Origin of the sequence: Fervidobacterium changbaicum (assembly GCF_004117075.1) — a bacterium.
In the GTDB taxonomy this organism is placed as follows: Bacteria; Thermotogota; Thermotogae; order Thermotogales; family Fervidobacteriaceae; genus Fervidobacterium; species Fervidobacterium islandicum.
This window is the reverse complement of record NZ_CP026721.1, coordinates 1314416-1336723: the sequence shown is the minus strand read 5'-3', so window position 1 is coordinate 1336723 and position 22308 is coordinate 1314416. Positions and strand designations below refer to the sequence as shown.

Here is a 22308-nt window from a genome sequence, read left to right as displayed (position 1 = left end):
AAAACCTTGAATAAGAAGGGGAAAAATCCCCTTCTTTTTTTGCTCTCGCAAAGTTTAAGCTATTCTTTCAACCTCAACCTTTTCAATGAGCCTCTCCACATCCGCCTTTCTGCACAGCCTTGTACCCGGCGTCATTACAGCGGCTGTTCCCGCTGCATTTGCCCACCGCAACGCTTCTTCATCAGTTGCTCCTTCAGTCTTTTTTAGTACAAAACCTGCAAGGAACGAATCGCCAGCACCAACGGCACTTTTTACAGGCACCTTTATTGTCTTGGTGTAAAGCACCTTTTCTTGAGAAATAAAATATGCCCCTTCGCCTCCAAGTGTTAGAAGTATACCCTTCAGTTCGTGGATTTCTATCACTTTCTTAGCTTCTGATATGATCTCTTCACGTGATGATACATGTTTTCCTGTTAGTCTTTGGAATTCATGCAGATTTGGTTTGATGTAGTCAGGCTGGCCTATCAAACCGGCTTTCAATTTATCTCCATCTGCGTCAAAGTAAACTGTTGCGCCCCACTGTTTTAGGGAGAATATTATTCCTGTATAGAATTCTGCGGCAACACCTTTTGGAAGACTACCAGACACAACAACTACGTCGCCTTCACGCACCAGAGCGTTGAGCACCTCGAGAACAATTTGGAGCTTTTTCGCACTTATCTTTTCTCCAGGCATACTTATCCTGTATTGCCCTTTGCTTGTTTCCAATATAATATTCATCCTCGTTTCTTGCGGAACTCGGATCGATGAGTATATGACCCCTTCTTTATCAAGCATCTCTTCGAGCCTTCTTCCGTTTTCACCCCCAACAAGTGCGATAGCTATAGATACCCCTCCGAGTTCCCTGATCACACGCGAGACATCGATACCTTTCCCCGCAGGGTAATCGACAACCTTTTTTGCCCGGATAGTATCGTCAACAACAAGCTCATCAACGTAAACATACCTATCAAGACAGGGATTCATAGTTAAAGTGAAGATCATCTTTTCTCACCTCTTTAGTTAAGCTATCTGAATTTATTTTATCAAAAAAATCACAAAACGTGTTATAATTTCACTGAAAATCAAAAACCCGGGGTGAGATGTTCAAAGCTATGTTTGAATACCTCAGGAATTGGAGATATGTGCTTCTTATTTTAATAAGCGTTGCTGCACTTGTTCTAATGCTGAATGTCTACATCCGAACAGAGGATGATAGCATAAGAAAAATTGCTAAGTTGGCTATAGAAAACGAAGCGAGGGTTTTATCGTTTTCTTATTTTCAATGGACTGAATTATACGAAGCGATTCTAAAAAACGATAAAGAATTCATCGAGAATGTGAACAAAATGATAAAGAAAGACAATCCTTATGTTGTCAGCATTGAGTTTGTTTCCGTTAATCCTCCGAAAGATTTCTACGAAATCACGTCCGAAGATGGTTTACTTGTTTTTAGATTCAAGATTACCGATTCATTTTTTGAAAAATACATACCCGACAAAACAGCACTTGTAAAAATTAATCCAGAAGGTATTTTGGAAAAATATCAAATCAAAGGTGTGAGGATAGTTACCGATAAGAGGGAATTCTCAAAGGATTTTGTCTACGGTCTTAAGTTCGAACGACCTCTATCAACAAAAGAGATTTCATTCCTTTTGACTTTAATAGTTCTTTTGTTCTTGGTAGTTTTGCTAATGAACACAGTGCAAACTCAAAGGTTACTCAAGACGGAAGAAATCCTTAGCAAATCACTTGAAGCAATCGCGGAACTGTCTCAGGGACTACTAAAAGGTATATTAGTGCCATCTTACCAATTCATACTTGAAAAGGCCGTTGAAATAATCCCAGGTGCCCAAGCCGGCTCGGTACTGGTGAAAAATGATGAGTTCTACGAATTTGCAGCATGCGTAGGCTACGACTATTCTCAACTGTCGAAGGTGAAATTTAGACCCGAGGAACTCGCACAAAGTATGGATGAACGAGTAAAGGTCCTCACACGCCTTGACAGTTTTGACTCCGCAAAAATCGCAGATGAACGGTTGGAGATCCTCGTTAAATACGGAAGAGTTTCAGAGATTAAAGCTATGCTATCTGTCCCCATAATTGTAAAAGACGAAATCGTGGCTTTCCTGAATCTTGACAACTTCGAAAGCGAAAAAGCGTTCGATCGGTTTTCTGTAAAAATCGCAACGGTCTTTGCAAACCAAATAGGGGTTATATTTGAAAGAATCAAGCTCGAAGAAGAGCTCCAAAAACAAAAAGAATACCTTGAATACATTTCATTAAGGGACCCTCTCACAGACCTTCCAAACAGAAGGGCTCTTGAAACCGAAGCTAACAGAATGCTCGCACTTGCAGATAGGGAAGGAAAGCAGGTGTGCGTAATTTATGTGGATTTGAAAAATTTCAAACCCGTTAACGATAGATTCGGACACAAGGTCGGAGATTGTGCTGTCTCTATAATAGGTCATAGGCTGATTTCGGTTGCTCGAAAAAGTGACTTCGTTGCCAGAGTTGGTGGTGATGAGTTCGTTTATCTGCTCTACGATTGCAAAGAATACCTACAATTCATTGAAAGAGTTATCAAAGAGATCGAAAAACCTATCGATTGTGAAGGTAATATAATAACTGTCTCTGCTAACTTTGGTATATCGATTTACCCTAAAGATGCAAAGTCATTCGGTGATCTGCTGTTGATGGCAGACGTAGCCATGTACCACGCAAAAAACAACGGACTTTATTTCTACCTCGCCTCGAATTTGAAGGTCTGACCTTGAAAGCTTTCTTAAATCTTGGAAATCTACGTTTTTCAATCCACAAGCCGATTTTTATTTTACACAAGTACTTAGTCTGTACTTATTGACTTATGTGAGAAAACTGATAAAATGTTATTGGGATTAAAAAAGCGGCTTCTTACTGCTTTTAGTTGTCTTAGACAATCATATCGTTCTTCCTGGCGGGTGAGCAGAGAAATGGAGCAAAAGAAAAGCTTAAAAATTACCGGGATGACTTGTGCAAATTGTGCTCGGATAGTGGAAAAATCACTCTTGAAAATCGATGGAGTTAAATTCGCTGCGGTGAATTTGGCTACGAATACAGCTTTTGTGATAACGGAAAAAGAGGTCTCAGACGATGTTTTTCAAAAAGCTGTGGAAAGCGTAGGATATGGGATTTCAAATGAACCAATTGAAGCTATCGAAGAAAAAAGGCTCAGAAGAATTAAGCATAATACATTTACCGCTCTGTTTGTAACCATTCCGCTTATGGTACTTATGCTTCTTCACATGGCTGGAGAACATATCCCGTTTTTCAAAGAAATCGAGCTTATATTTTCTGCAATCGTTATATTTTACGCAGGAAGGGATACCATACGAGGTGCAACAATTGCACTTTTGCATAAGCATTCTAACATGGACACATTGATATTCTTCGGTGCAGTAACTGCTTGGCTAACTAATGTAATCACCTACTTTGGTGTAGATGTGCATCCGTTTGGTACGATAGGTGCGATGATTGTTTCGTTGCACCTTGTTGGGAGATACATCGAATCTTCACTAAGAGATAAGGCATCAAAGCAAGTTAAAGAGTTGCTCGCACTTCAATCAAAAGAAGCGAGAATCGTTACGGATAAAGGAGAATTTCTGGTTCCAATCGATGCAGTCAAGCAAGGACACGTGGTTTTTGTGAAGCCCGGTGAGAGAATACCAGCCGATGGAATAATAATCGAAGGCTTTTCTTTGATAGATGAATCGATGATAACAGGCGAGTCAGTTCCAGTTGAAAAGGGTATCAATGATGAAGTAGTCGGTGGTGCTTTGAATTTAACAGGAGCAATCAAGTTAAGAGTCACAAGAGTTGGCGAGGACGCATTTTTGTCGAAAATGCTCTCGCTCGTCCAAGAAGCCCAAGGTGCCAAAGTTCCCATACAACAGCTTGCAGACACCATAACGAATTACTTTGTTCCCACAATCATCTTTTTGGCATTGTTAAGCGCTGCCTTTTGGTATTTCAATTTTGATTACTTAAACAACTTAACACACTCCATCCGAATGGTACTTCCATGGTCGTTGCATACAGCTGATAGACCTTCGTTTGCAGTATTTGTTTTTTTAACAACTGTTGTGATAGCATGTCCTTGCGCACTCGGTTTGGCAACGCCAATGGCTTTGATAGTGGGAACTTCACTCGCAGCCAAGAAAGGGCTTTTGATAAGGAATGCCGAGGCAATTCAGACGGTAAAAAGCGTTGGATACGTGCTGCTTGATAAGACTGGTACGATAACGTACGGTAAGCCACGCGTAGTGGTGCAAAATATACCGGAAGAAGAAAAGCCAAAGATAAAACATGTAACTAAATTATCGGCCCATCCACTCTCGAAAGCTATTGCGGAGTACTTGGATGGGTACGATACACATCAAGCAGTTGAAGAATTCGAAGAGATACACGGCAGAGGTTTAAAAGCGAGGATAGGTTTTGATGAATACTTGATTGGAAAGCCAAGGGACTCTTCGATGTACGAAGAGTACACATCCAAAGGTATGTCGATAGTTGAAGTACACAAAAATGGTGATGTAATTGGTTTCTTTGCGTTGGAGGATACCGTAAGAGAAGATGCGAAAGAAGCGATTCGTAGGTTAAGATCGCATGGTATAATACCTGTGATGGTGACCGGTGATAACGAGAAAACGGCAAATCACGTAGCAAAAATCGTTGGTGTAGATGAAGTTTACGCAAGTGTAAAACCTGAAGAAAAGATGGACATCGTGAGGAAGTACCAATCAACAGGCAAGAAGGTAATCATGGTTGGTGATGGTATCAACGATGCTGCCGCTTTGAAGGCAGCCGATATTGGGATTGCCATCGGAAGTGGAAGCGATTTGGCCATAGATAGCGCTGATATAATATTGACCAAAGGTGGTATATCGAAGATAGCCGATGTGATATCCATTTCAAAAGTAACATTCAGTGCGATAAGGACAAACCTTCTTTTTGCGTTCTTGTACAACATAATTGCCATCCCACTTGCGATGATGGGGCTTTTGCACCCAGCTATCGCAGAAGGTGCCATGGCGATGAGTTCGATAACGGTTATTTTGAATTCTATGAACATCAGAAAGAAATTCCAAAAATTTGAAAACTTCGTAAACACTTCATCTTGTTGTTCTTATATTTTCGGACGCTCAAAAAATGCAAAGAACACTTAAAAGGAGGGGTAAAAATGGCACAGTATTTATTGAAAGTCCCAGACATCTCATGCAACCACTGTAAGATGAGAATAGCAAAGGCGCTCGAAGAAATCGGAGAAAACGATTTCGAAATCAGAGTTGCGCAAAAGGAGATTATCATAGAAACGAACAACATCGAAAAAGTTGTCCAAAAGCTCGAAGAAATCGACTATCCCGTCGAATCAGCAACGATTATGTGACTTTATTAGGAGCGTTTATATATGAACGACGGAATTGAACGTGAAAAGAAGTACCTCATCAATGAGGAGAAAGCTCAAAAACTAAGGTCAATTTCAAAACAAAAGCTTGGAGTAGTCCAGTGGTATCTGCTGGACTGCTCTTTTTTAGCACTACTTCGTAACTTGGAAGATATGCCACATCAGGAATGTAGAGTGCGCTACACCGTCGATGAATCAGGAAAAGAGAGTTGGATCATCGCTTTCAAATCGGAATTGTCTGAGGGATTTAAAAGAGCGGAGAAAGAATTTGAATTAACCGACGTCGTTGAAAATCAAACGGATGAATTTTGGGATGAATTTTTCAAAAGACTATCCGAAAGTCCTGTCACTGCAAAGGTGAGATACTTTATTTCCGAAACCCCCGCAGAAGTCGTGCTTGATGAGTTTATTGAATTGGATGTGCCGTACAACGTTGAGGTCAAATACATGGTCGAAGTCGAACTCAAAAACGAAAGCGAGGCTTTTGAAAAATACGAGCAGGCCTACGAACTGGGTTGTGGGCTGAACATGGATGGGTTCAAGCTTTATACAAATAGAAATATCGCAATCGTCAGTCAGCTCCCACCAAGGGTTTTAATCAATTGCGTTAAGCAAATCTTAGGTATTGCTGTGTTTGCTAAGATGAGAAGAAAGGATAGAGAACTATCTACCAAAGAGGCGATAGAGCTTTTGAAAATCGGAGAATATGGATTTTTAGCAACTTGGGATGGGAAGTACCCGTACGCCGTACCTGTCAACTATGTATACAAAGACGGTGCCATATATTTCCACTGCGCAAGTGTTGGTAAAAAGCTCGACAATATTTCTTTTCAAAAGAACGCAAGTTTTTCTGTCGTCACGAAATCTAAGCTATTGCCAGATAAATTATCAACAGCTTACGATAGTGTCATCGCTTTTGGGCAAGCAAGAATAATCGAGGGTGGAGAAAAGAAAATGGCGCTCTTGGAACTTATCCATAAATACGCGCCACAACTTTACGAGAGATTTTCACAACCAAACATCGAAGAATTAGAACGCGAGTGTGCAAATACAACTGTGGTAAAATTGGTGGTGGAACACATAACTGGAAAGAGGCGAAAAGAAGAAGACTGAAAATGGGGATGGAAGCGATGAATCCAATGGTATTAACGGTAATACTTATCGTTGTGCTCGTAGATCTTTTCGTACTTGCGATAGTCGTCCGATACACAAGGGAAAGAAAGGAAAGAGATAAACAATTAAAAAATCGCATTGAAGCACAAGGATACCGATACGTTGGACCTAAGGATATAGCTTTCGAAAAAGAATTTTCAAAGAAATTTGCAAAGCTCAACCCGTATTTTAAATGGAAGAAATTGATGGTGAAGAACATATCCACGTTCCCAGACCAAGATAGTCAAGTCCTCTTCTTCGAACTGACCGTAACTGCGGAAAATTATCGCAAAAAGTACCTGTGCCTTTTGCACGAAAACTTCACCTCCCAACTCCCAGACTGCTCAGTAGTTCCCCGTCCACCGCTTTCAGCGTTGTTTTCAAAATCGAAAGCCGCTTTTGATAGGAGCTACAAGGTCATCCCCACAGAGGCGAGCGAAAATATTCCCGAAGACTTAAAACAGCAAATTCTCAGGTACAAACGCATCTCAGTTATACTCACAAAAGGCAGTCTTCTGATTACCAAGGAGTACGAAAGACACGAAGACCTGTTTAGGGCATTGAACATTTGCCAGGAAATCTTAGATATTTTGCGGATGTACGATTAGGCAAATGATGAAGAATCTCGTAGGTGATTTAGACGTGATATGGGTTGTTCTTCTGCTTTTTGTCCTGATTTTCTTTCTGGTATTAAAAAGAGAACTTAAAAAGAATCGCGAATTTCAGATGCGTGTTGAAACTTTAGGGTACAAGTACATCGGTTATGACATGGAGTTCGAGCACTCTTTATCAACGGAATCGCACAAATGAACCCAGCGTTTAACGGCATAAACATACGGGTGAGAAATATTTTTGTATCCGAAAATGTGGTTGAGAAGATTTTCTATTTTGAACTTCATACAGTTGATAATAATTCATCTTAAAAATTTTTTTGTTACCTTTTAGAAGGTTTAAATACAGGCTTACCAGAATTCGTAATCGCGCCGCGTAGTACTAATTTTTCTCTTTTGAGTTCTAAAACAGACGATTTTTCAAAACTTTTCATTGTTAAACCACCAGAGTTTATAGAAGAAATTCCGTACGACTTAAAGAAACATTTCTTAAAGTACGATTGAATAAGTTTAACTGTTAAAAATAAAAAGTTACTCATATCAACAAAATTGGACGAAAACAAGTCAAATATAGACTATGTGGAGGTTGTAGATATCTGCCATTACATCTTAGAAATAGTGAAGGCGAATCTTCGAAATCTCTGAATTCTTCGAATCAAGAGTATAAAAAATATCGTAAGACAAAAAACAAAACCGGGTGTGGCTCCCCGGTTTTGTTTTTCCTTGTTCTTCATATTTTCTTCAGAGAAGTCTTATATATTCTTCTTATAACCTCCCTCTCCGCCTTAATAGGTGCCTGGCTGAGCAATAGTCCCAAAGATGGTGTGGTCATCGCAAGATCCGTTAGTTTTTCAACATGTTCTTCATTGAATCCAACATCCTCAAGCTTTTCCGTCACACCCATGTTAAATAGCCAATCTTCAATTCCTTTTGCAATTTTTTCAGCTTCTCCTGGCTTTCCCTCAAGACCTGGAACTATCGGTTCGTACACTTCAGCGAGTATCTCAGCAACGGAAGGATATATTTCTTTTACAACTGCAGGAAGGAGCATCGCAAGTCCAAGTCTGTGTGCAAGGTCTGGTTTTACTGCACTAAGTGGATGCTCAAGTGCGTGTGTGAAGTGGAGTAGTCCGTTGTCGAAAGAAATACCGGCAATTGCAGAGGCATAGAGTAGCCAGTATCTGGCATTTAAATCATTCGGATTACTTAGTGCTTGTGGTAGGTATGTTGCAATAAGTCTGACTGTTTCCTTTGCAAGCAATATCGAATACGGATTCCTGGAAAGCGTTGTCGATGCCTCAGTTATGTGGTTAAGCGCATCTATTGTTGTGTAAAGTGTCTGTTTGTAGGGAAGTGTGACCATCAACTGTGGGTCATCAATAGAGAATAGTGGATAGATACAATCGTACGCAATCGCAGGTTTGTATTCTTTTTCAAGTATCGATGCAACAGCAAATCTGTCCACTTCCGTACCTGTACCATGCGTTGTGTTTATTGCAATAATCGGTTTAGCTTTCTCAGGAAGGAATTTTCCTTCGTAGAGTTCTGCACCTGTTCTTTCTTCGTATTCTAAAAGCACTGCAACACTTTTTGCAGTGTCTATTGGGCTACCTCCACCTATACCAAACACAACCTGAGCTCCAAATTCCTTTCCAAGCTTCGTTGCTTCGTCTATCTGTTCAACTGTCGGATTTGGTGTAACCTTATCGTACAGTACGTATTCTATACCGTATTCTTTGAAGTACTTTATAACAACTTCCCACGCACTAGTTACTTTGTAGGCAACAGGATCAGTCACAACTATCACTTTTTTCAAACCACGTACTGAAAGATACTCGGAAATATCTTTCATCTTCTGCAATGCGCCAACACCAAAGTAACATGTTGTTTTGCATCTCAATTCAAAAACGTTGTAAATGTTCACCTTTCTTTCAAACATGCGTCCTAACCTCCTTACAAATAGTCACTCCAACTTATAGATAATCACTCTGCCCAGTCGTGATTTTTTTCACATTCCAGTTGTTATTTTATCACTGTAACTACGGAATGTCAAGATGATTTGTGAAAATATTCTCAAAAAAGATGTGTTAAATAAGCCCCTATATCGCGTGATATAATCACAGATATAGGGGCAAATAAAACTTGGTATTTACTTTGTTTTTTCGTTTTCGACGCACCTATTCTTTTTCCGTTGCAAGTTTTGTTTTCAGTATTTCAAGTATTTCTTTCTCATTGTAAAACAGCATAACGATATATCCGAGCATCATTAAAGCCAACGAAATGATAGCGCTTACTCTTAAGCCGAATTCGTTGATTTCGTTTTTGCCGAGAATGTAGATCGATGGAAATACTAGTCCTGCGATTGTTTGTCCCATCTTTTGCATGAATGTCCTGGCACCGAAGAAAACTCCGGCCTTATAGTTCCCTGTCTTTCTACCGTGTGCTTCTGCAATGTCGGCGACCATTGCATTTGGTAGAATACCAAATATCGCAAGAGGGATGGCTGCAAGGATGGCCACAATGTAGCTTTGAACATACGGTGAAAAGTTGAGTTTACCTAAGAGTGCTGCAAAGCCAAAGTTGACTGCAAATACGAGAAAACCAACCATAAGGACCTGCTTCTTACCAAGTTTCTTGGTTAAGAAGTTCACTGGAACGTAGAAAAGGAATGACAAGAGGAACATTATCATTTGCACTTGAGATGCTTGCTCCTTTGGAAGTTTCAAAAGTACCGTAACGTAATATACAAGGCCAAGGCTTATGCCGGTTAGTCCTATCCAGTAAAGAAGGTCTTGGATAACGAAAATGGCGAAATGCTTTTCTTTGAACGCTGTGACAATTGCTTCTAAACCACCTTCGTTGACCGTATGCTGTTCGCAGTAGCGCTTTTCGTCGATAAATACGATTGGTAATAACATGAATATGAAGCCGATGATACCATACAGTACGGTAACCGTTTGAAATGCTTTGGCAGGTGTAAATCCGTGATTTTCCAGCATTGTTTGGAAAAGATAGATTTGAGTCCCGAGTACAAAACCAAGAGCCCACGTGATTGAAATCATTGTGCTTAGTCCAAGCCTTTCATCAGGGTCATGGCCAAGCTCACTCATCCACGCAAAAAATGGAGTCACGTACATTGTCATAAACCAGTAGAAAGCGATTACGGTTGTAAATAGCCATATTGTATTGATAGTGTAATTGGATGACGGTGGAAAAAATGGCAGGAACGAAAGTAAAGCAAAAGGTAGGACACTGATAGCAAGAAATCCTCTTCTTCTGCCAAGTTTCATCTTGCTCCTGTCAGACAAGGTAGCCACCAAGGGATCCGTTATCGCATCGAAAAGTCTTGAAATCCCCAGAACAAGCCCTACAATGGTCAAACCAGCCCAAACTGCACCCCTGGTTATGTACTTCGGGATGTTGACCCCCTCAGGAGGCATGTAGAAGTAAATCAGAGCGTTCCCAATCGCAAAGCTCGTAAGCGACCACCCAAGCTGCCCCAAAGCGTACATCCACTTTTTCCATAAAGGCAATTTTTCAGCCATTTTCCCCTGCACCCCTTTCGGAAATTCTCTGAAAAAATACCCTTGTTATATTTATTGGTAACGTTACCGATACTGGAATCATTATATCATTTAAATTAATCTCCTTACAATTTTTTAGAAAAACGAAAATGAAGCATTAATTCAATGTTTTGTAGAGATTTTTCAAGTTTACTCCACAGTGCTCTTATTTCTTTAATTAATCGTTATTTAACTTATCCAAAAAGCAAACGGTGGCTTACGCCACCGCTGTCTCTTATCGGATTTTTCGTTCAATTGCGATCAGTAGAAAAGTTTGGCTAATTGTTTTATGTAGTAATCAACAGGTCTAACATTAAGCAATGTGTCGCTGTAAGGGACCTCTGTAACAACGAATCCTTTAACTCCTACCGCATGGTAGAATTTTCCTATTTTTACAAGTTCCACAGCACGCGCACTTAATTGTGTCGCTATGATTCTGTCTATAGCAGCAGGTGTTCCACCTCTTTGGATGTAGCCAAGGTTTGTGTACCTCCACTCAAGGTTCAGTTTTTTCCCGATGTATAGTCCAACAACCTCCGCAGGGTCTGTTTCGTGCGAGCATTTACATTCATCGATGATTTCGTCTGGCAGTTTAACACCATCTTCGACAACGACTATCGAGAATCTCTTTCCACTTTCATACCGGTGCTGTATTGTAGCTAAGAGTTCCTTTGGATTAAGTACATCCGAGCTTGTTATAACGAAATCGGCACCACCGGCGAGTCCTCCAAATGTGGCAAGCCAACCACCAGGTGCTCCCATCGTTTTTACAATCATCACTCTGTGGTGTGACTCTGCAGTTGAATGGATTATATCAAGCGCTTGGGTTACGTGTTCAAGAGCTGTTATAAAGCCGATGGAAAAGTCTGTAAATGAAAGGTCGTTATCTATTGTTGCTGGAACAATTATCGATGGAATTCCGTATTTTTGCAAATTCAGTGCACTTCTAACGGCATTCCTTCCTCTAAGAATGATGTAACCAGTTATGCCGTACTGTGTTGTTTTGTTCTTAATCGCTATTAGTTCTTCATCTTTCTCTGGTATGAAGAGCGATGTTCCAAGTATGGTACCGCCTTGGTGAAGTATACCGGAAACGTTGTTCCTAATCAAAATATCAACTTTATCGTTAAGCAATCCTTCGAATCCGTCCCTTATGCCCATCACTTCTATTTCTTGTTCTATAGCATTCACTACGATTGACCTAATTGCAGGGTTTAAACCAGGACAGTCATTCCCGACAGAAAGAACTCCTATCCTTCTCATTTATAGCCACCTCCCCACTATTGAGTAGAATACTATTGATGTTATCGCCATAAGTTTGACAAGGATATTCAAAGAAGGTCCTGCTGTGTCTTTGTATGGATCACCTACAGTGTCACCAACGACAGTAGCTTTGTGAGCAAATGAACCTTTACCGCCAAGGTGACCTTCTTCGACGTACTTTTTCGCGTTGTCCCATGCCCCGCCGGAATTCGCCATGAATATAGCAAGTGCAACACCGGTAACTGTAGCACCGATCAATAGACCAACAACCGCCTGGACACCTAAGCCTATCATGAGTATTATGGGAGCAGCTATTGCTAATACGGCAGGTGTAACCATTCTTTTAAGCGCACCTTTTGTGGCTATCTTTATACAGCTTTCGTAGTCTGGTTCTGTTGTTCCAGATAAAATACCGGGTACTTCTCGAATTTGCCTTCTTATCTCTTCAACCATATCGTTTGCAGCATCACCAACGGCGTTCATTGTAAGTGCGGAGAAAAAGAACGTGAGCATAGCACCAACTAGCGCACCGATGAACATTTTTGGATCTTGGAGCTGGATACTTTGTACATGGGCAGCAGAACCGAAATTTGCAAATAGCGCAATTGCAGTAAGAGCGGCTGAACCTATTGCAAATCCTTTTCCCATAGCTGCCGTAGTATTTCCAAGCGCGTCGAGTTTGTCAGTAATTTCCCTTACACTTTTGTCCAAACCAGCCATCTGTGCAATCCCACCAGCGTTATCTGCAATAGGACCATACGCATCAACTGAAAGGTTCATCGCAAGTGTTGCAAGCATACCTACGCCAGCCATGGCAATACCATAGAGTCCAGATAAGCGGTAGGAAATGTAAGTGCCCAGTGCGATAAGTATAGTTATTACCGCCGTTGATTCCATTCCAAGTGCAGTTCCACTAATTATGACGTTCGCTGGTCCCATTGCTGCGGAGTGAGCCAGCTTTTCAACTTTTTTACCAGATGTGTACCACTCGGTAATGAGACCTATGAGCACGCCTACGATGTTACCAACAAGGACCGTCCAAAATAGATTCAAATTCTTCTCCATAATGGAATAAGCAAAAGAAATTACCAAAAAGACAACGCTTGCATTAATAGTACCTAATCTTAAAGCCTTTGCAGGTTCTGTATTAAGCTTGGAAAGAATTTTCACAAATACGATTGCAATAATGGACGCGAGAAGTCCGAATGAGATTATGTAAAGTGTGTCTAATATTCCTTTTTCACCGAACAAGGCATATCCAAGGGCAATTGCCGAGAAAATCGACCCAACGTAAGATTCGTAGAGGTCTGCTCCCATGCCAGCAACGTCACCAACGTTGTCACCAACGTTATCAGCTATAACGGCTGGATTTCTAGGATCATCTTCTGGCAAATTTGCTTCCACTTTTCCTACAATATCCGCACCAACATCAGCAGCCTTTGTGTAGATACCACCACCAACGCGTGCAAAGAGTGCAACAAACGAAGCACCAAGCGAGTAAAAGCTGATTTCCTCAAGTCCGAAGAGCAAGTACACAACTCCCAATCCCAAAAGTCCAAGCACAGAGACGACAAGTCCCATAACTGCTCCACCAGAGAAGGCAATATCGAGCGCTTCGCCTATGCTTCTTGTCGCTCCCCAGGCAGTTCTTGCGTTTGATTTTGTCGCAATAGTCATTCCGAAGAAACCTGCAAGAACGGAAAAAACAGAACCTATTACAAATGCTGTTGCTTTTGTCCATCCTGAAGAAAAGCCAAAGAGAATAGCAAGTGCAAAAACTATTGGGAAGAAGACTGTGTACTCTTGCATGAGAAAGGAACGCGCACCTTTCTGGATGATACGGGAAATCTTTTCAGTCTTTTCGTTTCCAGGGCTCTTGTCTAACACAGTGAGCGTTAGGTAGATAATCAAAACTAAACCGGCTAATATAGAGGAAAACAGAAGTGCCAAGATCTCACCTCCATTGTACGTTGTGTTTTTAATTGCATACTCGAGAAATCATTAGAAAAAGGGGGCACGTGGTGCCCCCGTGCTGTATTTGGAGTTCAATTATATGGACTTAACCCATTTAATTACTATCGGTGATGCGATGAATATTGAAGAATACGTCCCGATTACTACGCCTATGGTCATTCCAAATGCAAATGACTTAATACTACCGGTTGAGAATAAAAGGAGCATAAGGACGACGAAGAAAGTCGTCAGAGAGGTATTTATCGTTCTGATTATGACTGAATTTATACTGTCATTGACTATCGATGCCATGTCTCTTCCTCTGAACTTTCTTCCGAATTCTCTTATCCTGTCATACACAATAATTGTGTCATTCACAGAATAACCAACAAGCGTGAGTATCGCCGCTATCGCAGCTATGTTCATTTCGAATCCGAAAATGGAGAAAAATCCAAGTGTAATCACCACGTCATGAATGAGTGCAAGAACTGCACCTACTCCAAATGCGAGTTTGAATCTAAGAGCGACGTACACAAGTATACCGAGTAGTGTGAAGACAACGGCTTTCCATGTTAGGTTTTTGATCTCATTCACAGCATCGCCACTAACTTCATTGAATGATACGACTTCTCCATTGAGAATTTCAGATATCTTGTTGGAAATTTCTACCTTTTCATCTGGTTTGTATGTTCTTAGCGCCCCATTTTTATCCCTTGGGGAAACAACTATTGAAAATGTCTTCTGCTCTGCTTGACCGAGGGCGTGAACTTCTATAATCCTTGCATTTTTAAATTCTGGACCAAGCTCTGAAATCTTAGCTCTCACATCAGAAACAGATAACTTTTGTGACGTCTTAACTATGATTTCGCTACCACCGATGAATTCAAGACCAACATTAAAGCCTTTTGTGAAGATACTTATGACAGATACAACAATCAAAACAAGAGAAAGTGCTATGAAATAATATCTTTTACCGACAAAATTGATTTTCATTATTGAGCACCCCCTGCTTTTCTAACTCTGATAGCTCCAGATACTCCATCAAGCAAGAATTTGCTGAAGACAAGGTTCATAAACATTGCTGCGAAGATACCAACGATCGTTGTAATTGCAAAGCCCTTTATAGTTCCTGTTCCAAAGTAGTACAAGAACAACGCAGCAATGATTGTTGTAAGGTTCGCATCAAAGAGTGTCCAGAATGATCTTGAGAATGCAATTTCGATAGCTGCTTTTGGAGTTTTTCCATTTCTCATTTCTTCTTTGATTCTTTCATAAATGATTATGTTACCGTCAACAAGTGTTCCAATGGTGAAAATAATACCTGCGATACCAGGGAGTGTCAATATAGCTCCGGTTCCTGCAAGGAAGCCGAATATCAGTACCAGTGCGTAGAATATACCAATGATTGCCACAATGCCCATGACTCCATAGAAAATGAGCATATACACCATGACTATGATGGTTCCTATTATACCCGCTCTGAGTGATTGCTGCAGTACGTCTTTACCAAGTGTTGGTGTAACAAGACTCGCAGACGTTTTTTCGAGTCTGGCCGGTAAAGCACCACTTCTCAAGATTGCCGCAAGCTCTCTTGCTTGCTCAAATGTGAAGTTACCTCTGATTTGCCCTTTCCCATCTTCGATTGGGCTAACTACGAATCCAACAAACTGAACCTTATCATCAAGTACAATTGCAAGTCTCTTTTTCAAAGCAAGCTGGTATTGAGTTGTACCAGCATTTAACACTTGCTCTGGGACGTAAAGTTCTTTTGTGATCTGTTTGAATATCTCAACGTATTGTCTGTCAAGTGTAAACGACACAACGTAATTTGCAACACCTTTTTGATCAATCGTTGGAACTGCTTCAACAACTCTTGGACCAGTCAACACCAAGTCTTTTCTGTTGTTTATCTCTTTCTTTATTAAATACCACTTCTTACCATCCTTGTCGGAATACCACTCTGCCCCTTCCCTTAGCGCAAGGTTTACATCATCGGGATTTGTCGTTGGGTCGTAATCTCTTTCGTCAATTGACTGACCAAACCAAAGTACACCAGTAGAACCGACAAGCTTTTCCGCTGCCGATGTATCAGTTGCATCAGGTATTTCTATGATTATGAATGAATTATTTTCCCTGAAGCTTTTCTTAATTACCGCTTCAGTGTATCCTGCCGAATCAAGCCTGTTTCTAAGAACTGTCCAAACATCATCGACAACCGCCGCTGGATTCTCCGTTCCTTTCTCGATATCAACTCTGTACTCAAGTCTTACACCACCACTGAGGTCCAAACCAAGTTTAATGCGACTAAAAAGTTTAGCAAAACCTGTTGCTGGTCGTCCTCCTGGTAGGAGCATGACAACAATCGCTGCTACAAGTAGAGCAAGTGAGACTATGAGTCTTACACGATCTGAGCGCATCTGTAAACCCTCCCCCGAATACTTAGTCTTTGGAATCTGTTTCTTCTTCTTTTGTCTCTTCTTTCTCTTTAATAACCTTCGCTATGTAAGCCTTGTGAATTTCGAGTTCTGTTGAGTTTGCGCTCTTGATTTTCACTACGTCTTTCTTGATATCGACTATTCTTCCAACAACTCCACCGGTTGTGATGATCGTGTCACCTTTCTTCAAACTCTCAATCATCTGTTTGAACTCTTTCTCTCTCCTTCTTTGTGGAAGGATGACCAAAAAATACATCATCGCAAAGAATATCAGGAGCATTATTAACATCTGCATCATGGCTCCTGATGCACTTGTTTGTGTTCCCGTTGATGCTGCACCTGCATCCGGTGCTCCCGCAAATACTAACTTCACCTTAAACACCTCCTAAGTGTATATATCAATATTTTCTTGCCATTTCGGCTGCTTTAACTGTATGCTCCATTAGAACAAGTGTCGTTATCCTGCCTACCCCTCCAGGAACCGGTGTGAGGTCGCAAAATTCCGAAACGGATGGGTCCACATCTCCGTATATTTCATCACCTTCAACGTTTATACCAACGTCTATAACTAGTGTTCCTGGATTGAAGTATTCTTTACTAAGTGCTTTTGCCTTTCCAATAGCAACGACCACTATCTCCGAGCTCTTCGTTAACTCGGCAAGTTCCTTAGTTCTCGAGTGGCATACGGTAACCGTAGCATCTACGCCTTTCTGCAAAAGTAACATCGCAAGTGGCTTTCCAACAGTCACACTCCTTCCAATCACCGTGATTCTCTTCCCAGATGGATTTGTAAGGTATTTAATAATCCTCAAGACAGCTTCGGCAGTACAGGGTGGGAAGATAGGGTTATCGTACAAGATGTTACCAAGGCTAATAGGATTCCTACCTTCCACATCTTTTTCTGGCGAAATCAACGACACTGCCTCCAATTCCGAAATATCGGCGGGCAGAGGGTGAGTTAAGAATATACCATTAACTGTATCATCTGCAGAAAGCTTCGGTAAGAGCAACTTTAAATCCGAGGTTTTCGGTGCCTCGTATACAGCAAACTCGATTCCGAGACGTTTTGCTTGTTTTTCTTGACTTTTTAAATAACTTATCGTAGAGGGATCTGGTTGACACGTAACAGCTGCAAGCTTTGGTGGTCTTGACAGCTTTGAGATACGCTCTTTTATATTTTCAACAATTGACGAATAAAGCGGTTCTAAATTCAAAAGCATAGTCTTCCACCTCTTAAATTCTTAAATAAAGTTTATTTCTTCATCCCTGATTAAAAACAGGTTGTAGCCCTGCAGAATAAAGTATACCACAAACTTCGTACATACCTTTTTTTGTAACACACAATACAACGCCCGAAAGTTCAGCAGCTTTTATTGTCTCAGGCATGATATCTCTATTTCTCACAATTAAAACCACAGGTATACCAACAACACCTGCTGTTCTCACACATTGCGGTGTTGCAAGTCCTGTTACAAGCAAAGAACCTGGCTCACTGAGAGCCAAGACATCGCTCATAAGATCTGATGCGGCAACTTTGGAAATTTCAATATCCAAATTCGCATTTTCCGGTGCAACAACTCTACCATTTACAAGTTCCAAAACTTCTCTAAGCTTCAAGTAGATCACCCCTGTAAGCGTATTTCGTAAAAGCCTCATACGTCCAAGGACATTTTTCTTTGAACATTCTCGCTATGGCAATGGCATATTGCTGAATTTCCCACTGCGCATGAGAATCAGCACGAAGATTCAAAAAATTCATCAGACTTCGTGCGTTAACTGTCCAGTAAAACTGAGTGTAAGTTGACAGGGGAAGCACTATCCTTGCTAATTCCCTTGCTACTCCTAAGGCCAGCAACTCTTTGTAAGTGCTGTAACTGTCCTCAAAAGACTTTACCATTAAACTTCTGGCTTTTTCCAATAACTCTTCGTCCTCCACAGGAACTGCCTTTTGTCTGTCTTCCGGAACATTGACGCGAACGTTCTCAGGGATGTAAAATTCTTCTTCCTTAATTTCCGTGTATCTTTGACTTATTTCATTGAAGGAGCCTATCCTGTGCCTAAACCACTGCCTTGCTACAAAAAGCGGAGCTTTAACATGGAAAGTAAAGACTATGTGCTCAAAAGGTGTCTCGTGACCATGCTCCATTAAGTAAAATATCAAAGCCCTATCGCGCTCGGGAGTTTTGAGCCCCTGGCCATATGAAACGCGCGCAGCCTTTACCGCTGCGTAATCGTCCCCCATCATGTCAACAAGACGTACAAATCCTTTATCTAAAACCTTTGCTTCAAACAAATTGCTCTCAAGTTGCGCACTATTTGAGCTATCATTTTCCAATTCTTTTTTTTCGTTTAGGTGTTCTGATTGTGCCAAAGAGGTCCACCTCCAGTAAATTTAAAAGATGTCTGTACCTAATCTCGCTAATTAATCCTCTGCTAAACCAATCATCAAGCAGCTCTACTGACAACAATTCAAGCACCGGCTCAAAAGTTAACCTGTGAAAAGGTGTCGGACCGTATTTTTGCAAAAGGTCTATATGCTCCTTTGTTGGATATCCTTTGTGATGTATCAGATTGTACTCTGGATACTGAACATGAAACTTCTCAATAATCTTATCACGTGTAACTTTCGCCAGTATCGATGCCGCAGAGATCTGATAAATCTTAGCATCTCCTTTGACAACACACACAGCAGGAAAGTTCAGTTTTAAATTCTTCCCATCAACGAAGACATTCTTAATTTCAACGAACTGGCTCAATATCTCAAGAGCTCTGTTCATCGCAAGTTCAGTGGCATGAAATATGTTGTATAAGTCTATCTCCTCAGGTGTTGCAAGTCCCAGACCAAATTTGGCATGAAGAAAAATCTCGTTGTACAGTTTTTCTCGGTGCTTTTCATTTAACTTCTTACTGTCGGCAATTCCCTCGATATTAACGCCTTCATCAAAATAAACCGCCGCTGCCACAACAGGTCCAAATAGCGGTCCACGTCCTGCCTCGTCAACTCCAATTACGGTGTAATCGATCTTAGGTTTGTCTCCAAACAACCGCACTGAATCGTTTTCTTCAACAAATGTCATACTTCACCTTTGTTTACTTTTTTATGGTTTTGTAGATATTGTTTATATCCATCACAAACCTCTCTATCTTGTCTCCGGTGACGATGAAAAGCCAATTCTCTTTGTACCAGCAATACAGGTCCGTATTTTCTAAACGAATTGTAAAGACACCATAAGTGCCCATGTTTATTTTCAAATACTTCAGTTTGAAAGGATTACCGTACTTTTTTGTTATCTTATTCCACGCGTCTTTTGCTTGTTCAAAATCGTCGTATCTAAAAACCATAAGAAAACCATCGACGCCATCAAACGTTGCGTACCTACCTTCTCCAAGTTCCATATCGCCAAACCCGTTTATCCAACCAGTATCCATCAACATATACTTATTTGCAATTACATTTATAGCTGCTTCAACAGAGTAACTTCCCGGAGGAACTTCCGGGACAAATGGGATCGAACAAGATGAGAGTATAAACGTTACTACAAAAACCGCAATAAAGCTCATCGTTCTTCTAAGCTTTCTCACTTGCAAACCCCATCACCTTCTTTTTCGTTCACCTGTTATTTTAAAATTCTTTCTCATTGTAGAAAAACTCAATTGCTTTCCTTACAATTATATCACTCAAAATAAAATCTGCATGGTCAAAACCTTCGAAAATCTCGCTCTTTCCAAAAGCAGTAGCGCTAATCAATGGTACCATACCATCATTTTCAGTGAATTCACCCTCAGGAAATACGATTTTACTTACCGAGTTCAAAAAGACCATCGCTGCACTCGAAAACGGCTCGGTTTTTAAGATATTCTGTACAATCAGTTCATTGCTCTGCCTTATCACCGCTGCGAAGTTCACAAATTCAACACCCTCAGGAATTCCGGGATGTTCTCTTTTGTATGTTAGGTATCGATAATTTGGTGCTTCTATAAATACACTTGCCAAATTTGCGGTGATTAAGATCGCTTTCAGATAGTTCCAATCGTTTCTAAGCTTCAGGAGTTTCTTGTTCATCACTACAAAATTCGCAAATGGAGAACCTATATGTGGCGTTCCAGCAAAGACTATCTTATTAACATGTTTTAAAAAACCCTCATGCTGCAGTGCGTACCTCAACAATAATCCACCCATACTGTGGGCGTAAAAATTGAACTTGGAGCTCCCACTGCCAGATGAAGCTAACCTTTGAACTTCCTGAGTAAGTTTCTCGGCACTTTCTTCCAGTGGAACGTCCAGCGACGTATAAATAAAAACATAAAGCCCGTATTTTTCCGGTAGACATCTTTTCCACGTATCAACAAAATACCTTTTGTAATCCGTCCATTCTCCGTTTATCTCGTTGGGATCCATCCCTGGAATTAAAACTACAGAAGGCTCATTAATTTTTGGTTCTCTGATTTCAACAAGTCGTGCTACAGGCCTTTTCCATTTGTACTCAACTATCTTCGAATACTCGAAGAAAGGCTCTATCTTATAGAGCGTTTTGTAAACTGGAATTAAAGAGTTGTAGTACACATAGTATGTTCCTATCTCTTCTGCTTCTTCTGGTTGGGCGAAAGCAAGAACTGAAAAAAACGTAAGCAAGAATGTTGTAAAAACAAGAAAAGCAATAACAGAACTACTGAATATCAGTAGGCGATTTTTAATAGCAATACCTCCAATATATCTGAGGCATCCTCTGTCCTGTCGACTATATCACCTATGTTAATAACCAATTCTTTCAACTGCATCTTCTCAGCAAGTGGTATATCCTTGCTGAATATCGCTCTCAGTAACTCTTCTTCAACCACGTCTTCGTCGTGTTCAAATCTCTCAACCTCAATTACGTAATGTTGGACTTCGTCAAGGTTATCGAATAGCTTTTCCACTGCTTTCACAAAAGATTCCGCGGCTTTGACAGCACACTCCAACTGTTTAATCACTTTCTCTTTTAGTTCATCTGGGACGTCGGGATGTTGATAATCCACTATCTTGCTTACAGACTCACACTTGTTAACGATCTTATCAACACCTTCCGTTAATGAGTGTATGACCTCACGCATGTCCGGTAGGAACAACCCCTTGTAAATCTCCGATATAATTCCTCTTCTAAGTTCATCTGCTTCATGTTCGATACGTTTAATACTCGAAAAATAATTCTGAGTTCCATCACATCTGTCCTCAAAGTAGCACACAAAAAATTCTTTCAACGTGGTACTTGCTTCTACAGTCTTTCTAGATAAATCTAGTAAACGTTCTATTACTTCTTTCTCTTTCCTCGCAAATGAAAATGGCATACTAACACCCCCAAACAATTATACCACGATTTTCCCAAATTTTACGACTTTTCAAAGAAAATCAACAAAGTATCACCATAGTCCTTTTCCTTTACAATTCTCAGTTTTTCAATTGCGCTCTCACTCGGCTTTTCTCTTTTTGAACACTGAAGTATGAAAACTGAATCGACTCCCATAACCATATGCACACGAGAAACAATCTCGTCAACAAGCCCTAACTCGTACGGTGGATCTGAATAAATGACATCAAAAACGCCGGTGTGAGATTCCAAAAACCGGCGCGCATCCATTTTCCTTATATCAACCCTTTCTTCTAACCCCAATCTCTTAACGTTATTCTTTATCGTTGCTATCGACACACTCGATGCGTCAACAAAAGTCACATGCTTTGCTCCATTGCTCAACATCTCTATACCAACAATACCACTACCGGCGCATATATCCAAGCACACCTTTCCTTCAAAATCTACCATATTTGCAAGGCTTCTTCTTATTATTGCTGATGTGTACCTCGTTCTGGGATCTGGGACCGTGGCAATTGTTCTACCTTTTAATTCACCCGTTTCTACCTTTAGCATATCGTT

General features: G+C 40.7%; 22 protein-coding genes. 6 read left to right on the top strand and 16 right to left on the bottom strand.

Annotation, left to right across the window (positions count from 1 at the left end):
• Window positions 1-54: 54 nt before the first annotated feature.
• A complete protein-coding gene (locus tag CBS1_RS06270) occupies window positions 55-984 on the bottom strand; it encodes a 1-phosphofructokinase family hexose kinase (RefSeq protein WP_090221730.1) in 930 nt (309 codons plus the stop codon).
• A gap of 110 nt (window positions 985-1094) precedes the next feature.
• On the opposite strand from CBS1_RS06270, the gene CBS1_RS06265 reads away from it, so the two are divergent.
• From CBS1_RS06265 to CBS1_RS06235, 6 genes are all read left to right on the top strand, one after another.
• Complete coding sequence (locus CBS1_RS06265; protein ID WP_164969254.1) at window positions 1095-2750, top strand: GGDEF domain-containing protein; 1656 nt, start codon at window positions 1095-1097, stop codon at window positions 2748-2750.
• A gap of 201 nt (window positions 2751-2951) precedes the next feature.
• Entirely contained in the window at window positions 2952-5183 is a 2232-nt protein-coding gene (locus tag CBS1_RS06260) for a heavy metal translocating P-type ATPase (RefSeq protein ID WP_090221726.1), read from the top strand.
• Between the two features lie 14 nt (window positions 5184-5197).
• Window positions 5198-5404: a heavy-metal-associated domain-containing protein gene (locus tag CBS1_RS06255; protein ID WP_033192270.1), complete on the top strand. Its 207-nt coding sequence runs from the start codon at window positions 5198-5200 to the stop codon at window positions 5402-5404.
• A 21-nt stretch (window positions 5405-5425) separates the two neighbouring features.
• Complete coding sequence (locus tag CBS1_RS10655; RefSeq protein WP_241685490.1) at window positions 5426-6535, top strand: pyridoxamine 5'-phosphate oxidase family protein; 1110 nt, start codon at window positions 5426-5428, stop codon at window positions 6533-6535.
• A 17-nt stretch (window positions 6536-6552) separates the two neighbouring features.
• A complete protein-coding gene (locus CBS1_RS06240) occupies window positions 6553-7182 on the top strand; it encodes a hypothetical protein (protein ID WP_128998126.1) in 630 nt (209 codons plus the stop codon).
• A gap of 4 nt (window positions 7183-7186) precedes the next feature.
• Window positions 7187-7384, top strand: coding sequence for a hypothetical protein (locus CBS1_RS06235; protein WP_090221723.1), 198 nt, complete (start codon window positions 7187-7189; stop codon window positions 7382-7384).
• Window positions 7385-7915: 531 nt separating this feature from the next.
• Here CBS1_RS06235 and CBS1_RS06230 read toward each other — a convergent pair.
• From CBS1_RS06230 to rsmD, 15 genes are all read right to left on the bottom strand, one after another.
• Window positions 7916-9124, bottom strand: coding sequence for an iron-containing alcohol dehydrogenase (locus tag CBS1_RS06230; RefSeq protein ID WP_090221721.1), 1209 nt, complete (start codon window positions 9122-9124; stop codon window positions 7916-7918).
• 238 nt (window positions 9125-9362) lie between these two features.
• Window positions 9363-10730 carry an MFS transporter gene (locus CBS1_RS06225; protein ID WP_090221720.1) on the bottom strand — a complete coding sequence of 456 codons (1368 nt, stop codon included), beginning with the start codon at window positions 10728-10730 and terminating at the stop codon, window positions 9363-9365.
• A 279-nt stretch (window positions 10731-11009) separates the two neighbouring features.
• Window positions 11010-12011, bottom strand: coding sequence for a 6-phosphofructokinase (locus tag CBS1_RS06220; protein WP_128998124.1), 1002 nt, complete (start codon window positions 12009-12011; stop codon window positions 11010-11012).
• Complete coding sequence (locus CBS1_RS06215; RefSeq protein WP_090221716.1) at window positions 12012-13961, bottom strand: sodium-translocating pyrophosphatase; 1950 nt, start codon at window positions 13959-13961, stop codon at window positions 12012-12014.
• Window positions 13962-14060: 99 nt separating this feature from the next.
• Window positions 14061-14957, bottom strand: coding sequence for a protein translocase subunit SecF (gene secF, locus CBS1_RS06210; RefSeq protein ID WP_090221714.1), 897 nt, complete (start codon window positions 14955-14957; stop codon window positions 14061-14063).
• On the bottom strand, window positions 14957-16381 hold the full coding sequence (gene secD / locus CBS1_RS06205; RefSeq protein WP_090221712.1) for a protein translocase subunit SecD: 1425 nt from the start codon (window positions 16379-16381) through the stop codon (window positions 14957-14959). Before secD ends, secF begins: the two co-directional genes overlap by 1 nt.
• A 22-nt stretch (window positions 16382-16403) precedes the next feature.
• A complete protein-coding gene (gene yajC, locus CBS1_RS06200) occupies window positions 16404-16772 on the bottom strand; it encodes a preprotein translocase subunit YajC (RefSeq protein WP_090221710.1) in 369 nt (122 codons plus the stop codon).
• Window positions 16773-16797: 25 nt separating this feature from the next.
• Window positions 16798-17619, bottom strand: a complete 822-nt coding sequence (locus tag CBS1_RS06195) for a bifunctional 5,10-methylenetetrahydrofolate dehydrogenase/5,10-methenyltetrahydrofolate cyclohydrolase (protein ID WP_090221709.1) — start codon at window positions 17617-17619, stop codon at window positions 16798-16800.
• 40 nt (window positions 17620-17659) lie between these two features.
• A complete protein-coding gene (locus tag CBS1_RS06190; RefSeq protein ID WP_033192257.1) occupies window positions 17660-18016 on the bottom strand; it encodes a hypothetical protein in 357 nt (118 codons plus the stop codon).
• The gene (thyX, locus tag CBS1_RS06185) at window positions 18006-18644 is read right to left on the bottom strand and encodes an FAD-dependent thymidylate synthase (protein ID WP_241685582.1); all 639 of its coding nucleotides are present in this window, start codon (window positions 18642-18644) and stop codon (window positions 18006-18008) included. Before thyX ends, CBS1_RS06190 begins: the two co-directional genes overlap by 11 nt.
• 79 nt (window positions 18645-18723) lie before the next feature.
• A complete protein-coding gene (locus CBS1_RS06180; RefSeq protein ID WP_090221707.1) occupies window positions 18724-19476 on the bottom strand; it encodes a ribonuclease HII in 753 nt (250 codons plus the stop codon).
• A 13-nt stretch (window positions 19477-19489) separates the two neighbouring features.
• The gene (locus tag CBS1_RS06175; protein ID WP_241685489.1) at window positions 19490-19981 is read right to left on the bottom strand and encodes a DUF3242 domain-containing protein; all 492 of its coding nucleotides are present in this window, start codon (window positions 19979-19981) and stop codon (window positions 19490-19492) included.
• 40 nt (window positions 19982-20021) lie between these two features.
• Complete coding sequence (locus tag CBS1_RS06170) at window positions 20022-21032, bottom strand: alpha/beta hydrolase (protein ID WP_241685488.1); 1011 nt, start codon at window positions 21030-21032, stop codon at window positions 20022-20024.
• A gap of 44 nt (window positions 21033-21076) precedes the next feature.
• On the bottom strand, window positions 21077-21724 hold the full coding sequence (locus CBS1_RS06165; protein ID WP_090221704.1) for a TIGR00153 family protein: 648 nt from the start codon (window positions 21722-21724) through the stop codon (window positions 21077-21079).
• Window positions 21725-21765: 41 nt separating this feature from the next.
• Window positions 21766-22302 carry a 16S rRNA (guanine(966)-N(2))-methyltransferase RsmD gene (gene rsmD / locus CBS1_RS06160; protein WP_090221702.1) on the bottom strand — a complete coding sequence of 179 codons (537 nt, stop codon included), beginning with the start codon at window positions 22300-22302 and terminating at the stop codon, window positions 21766-21768.
• Between the last annotated feature and the right edge of the window lie 6 nt (window positions 22303-22308).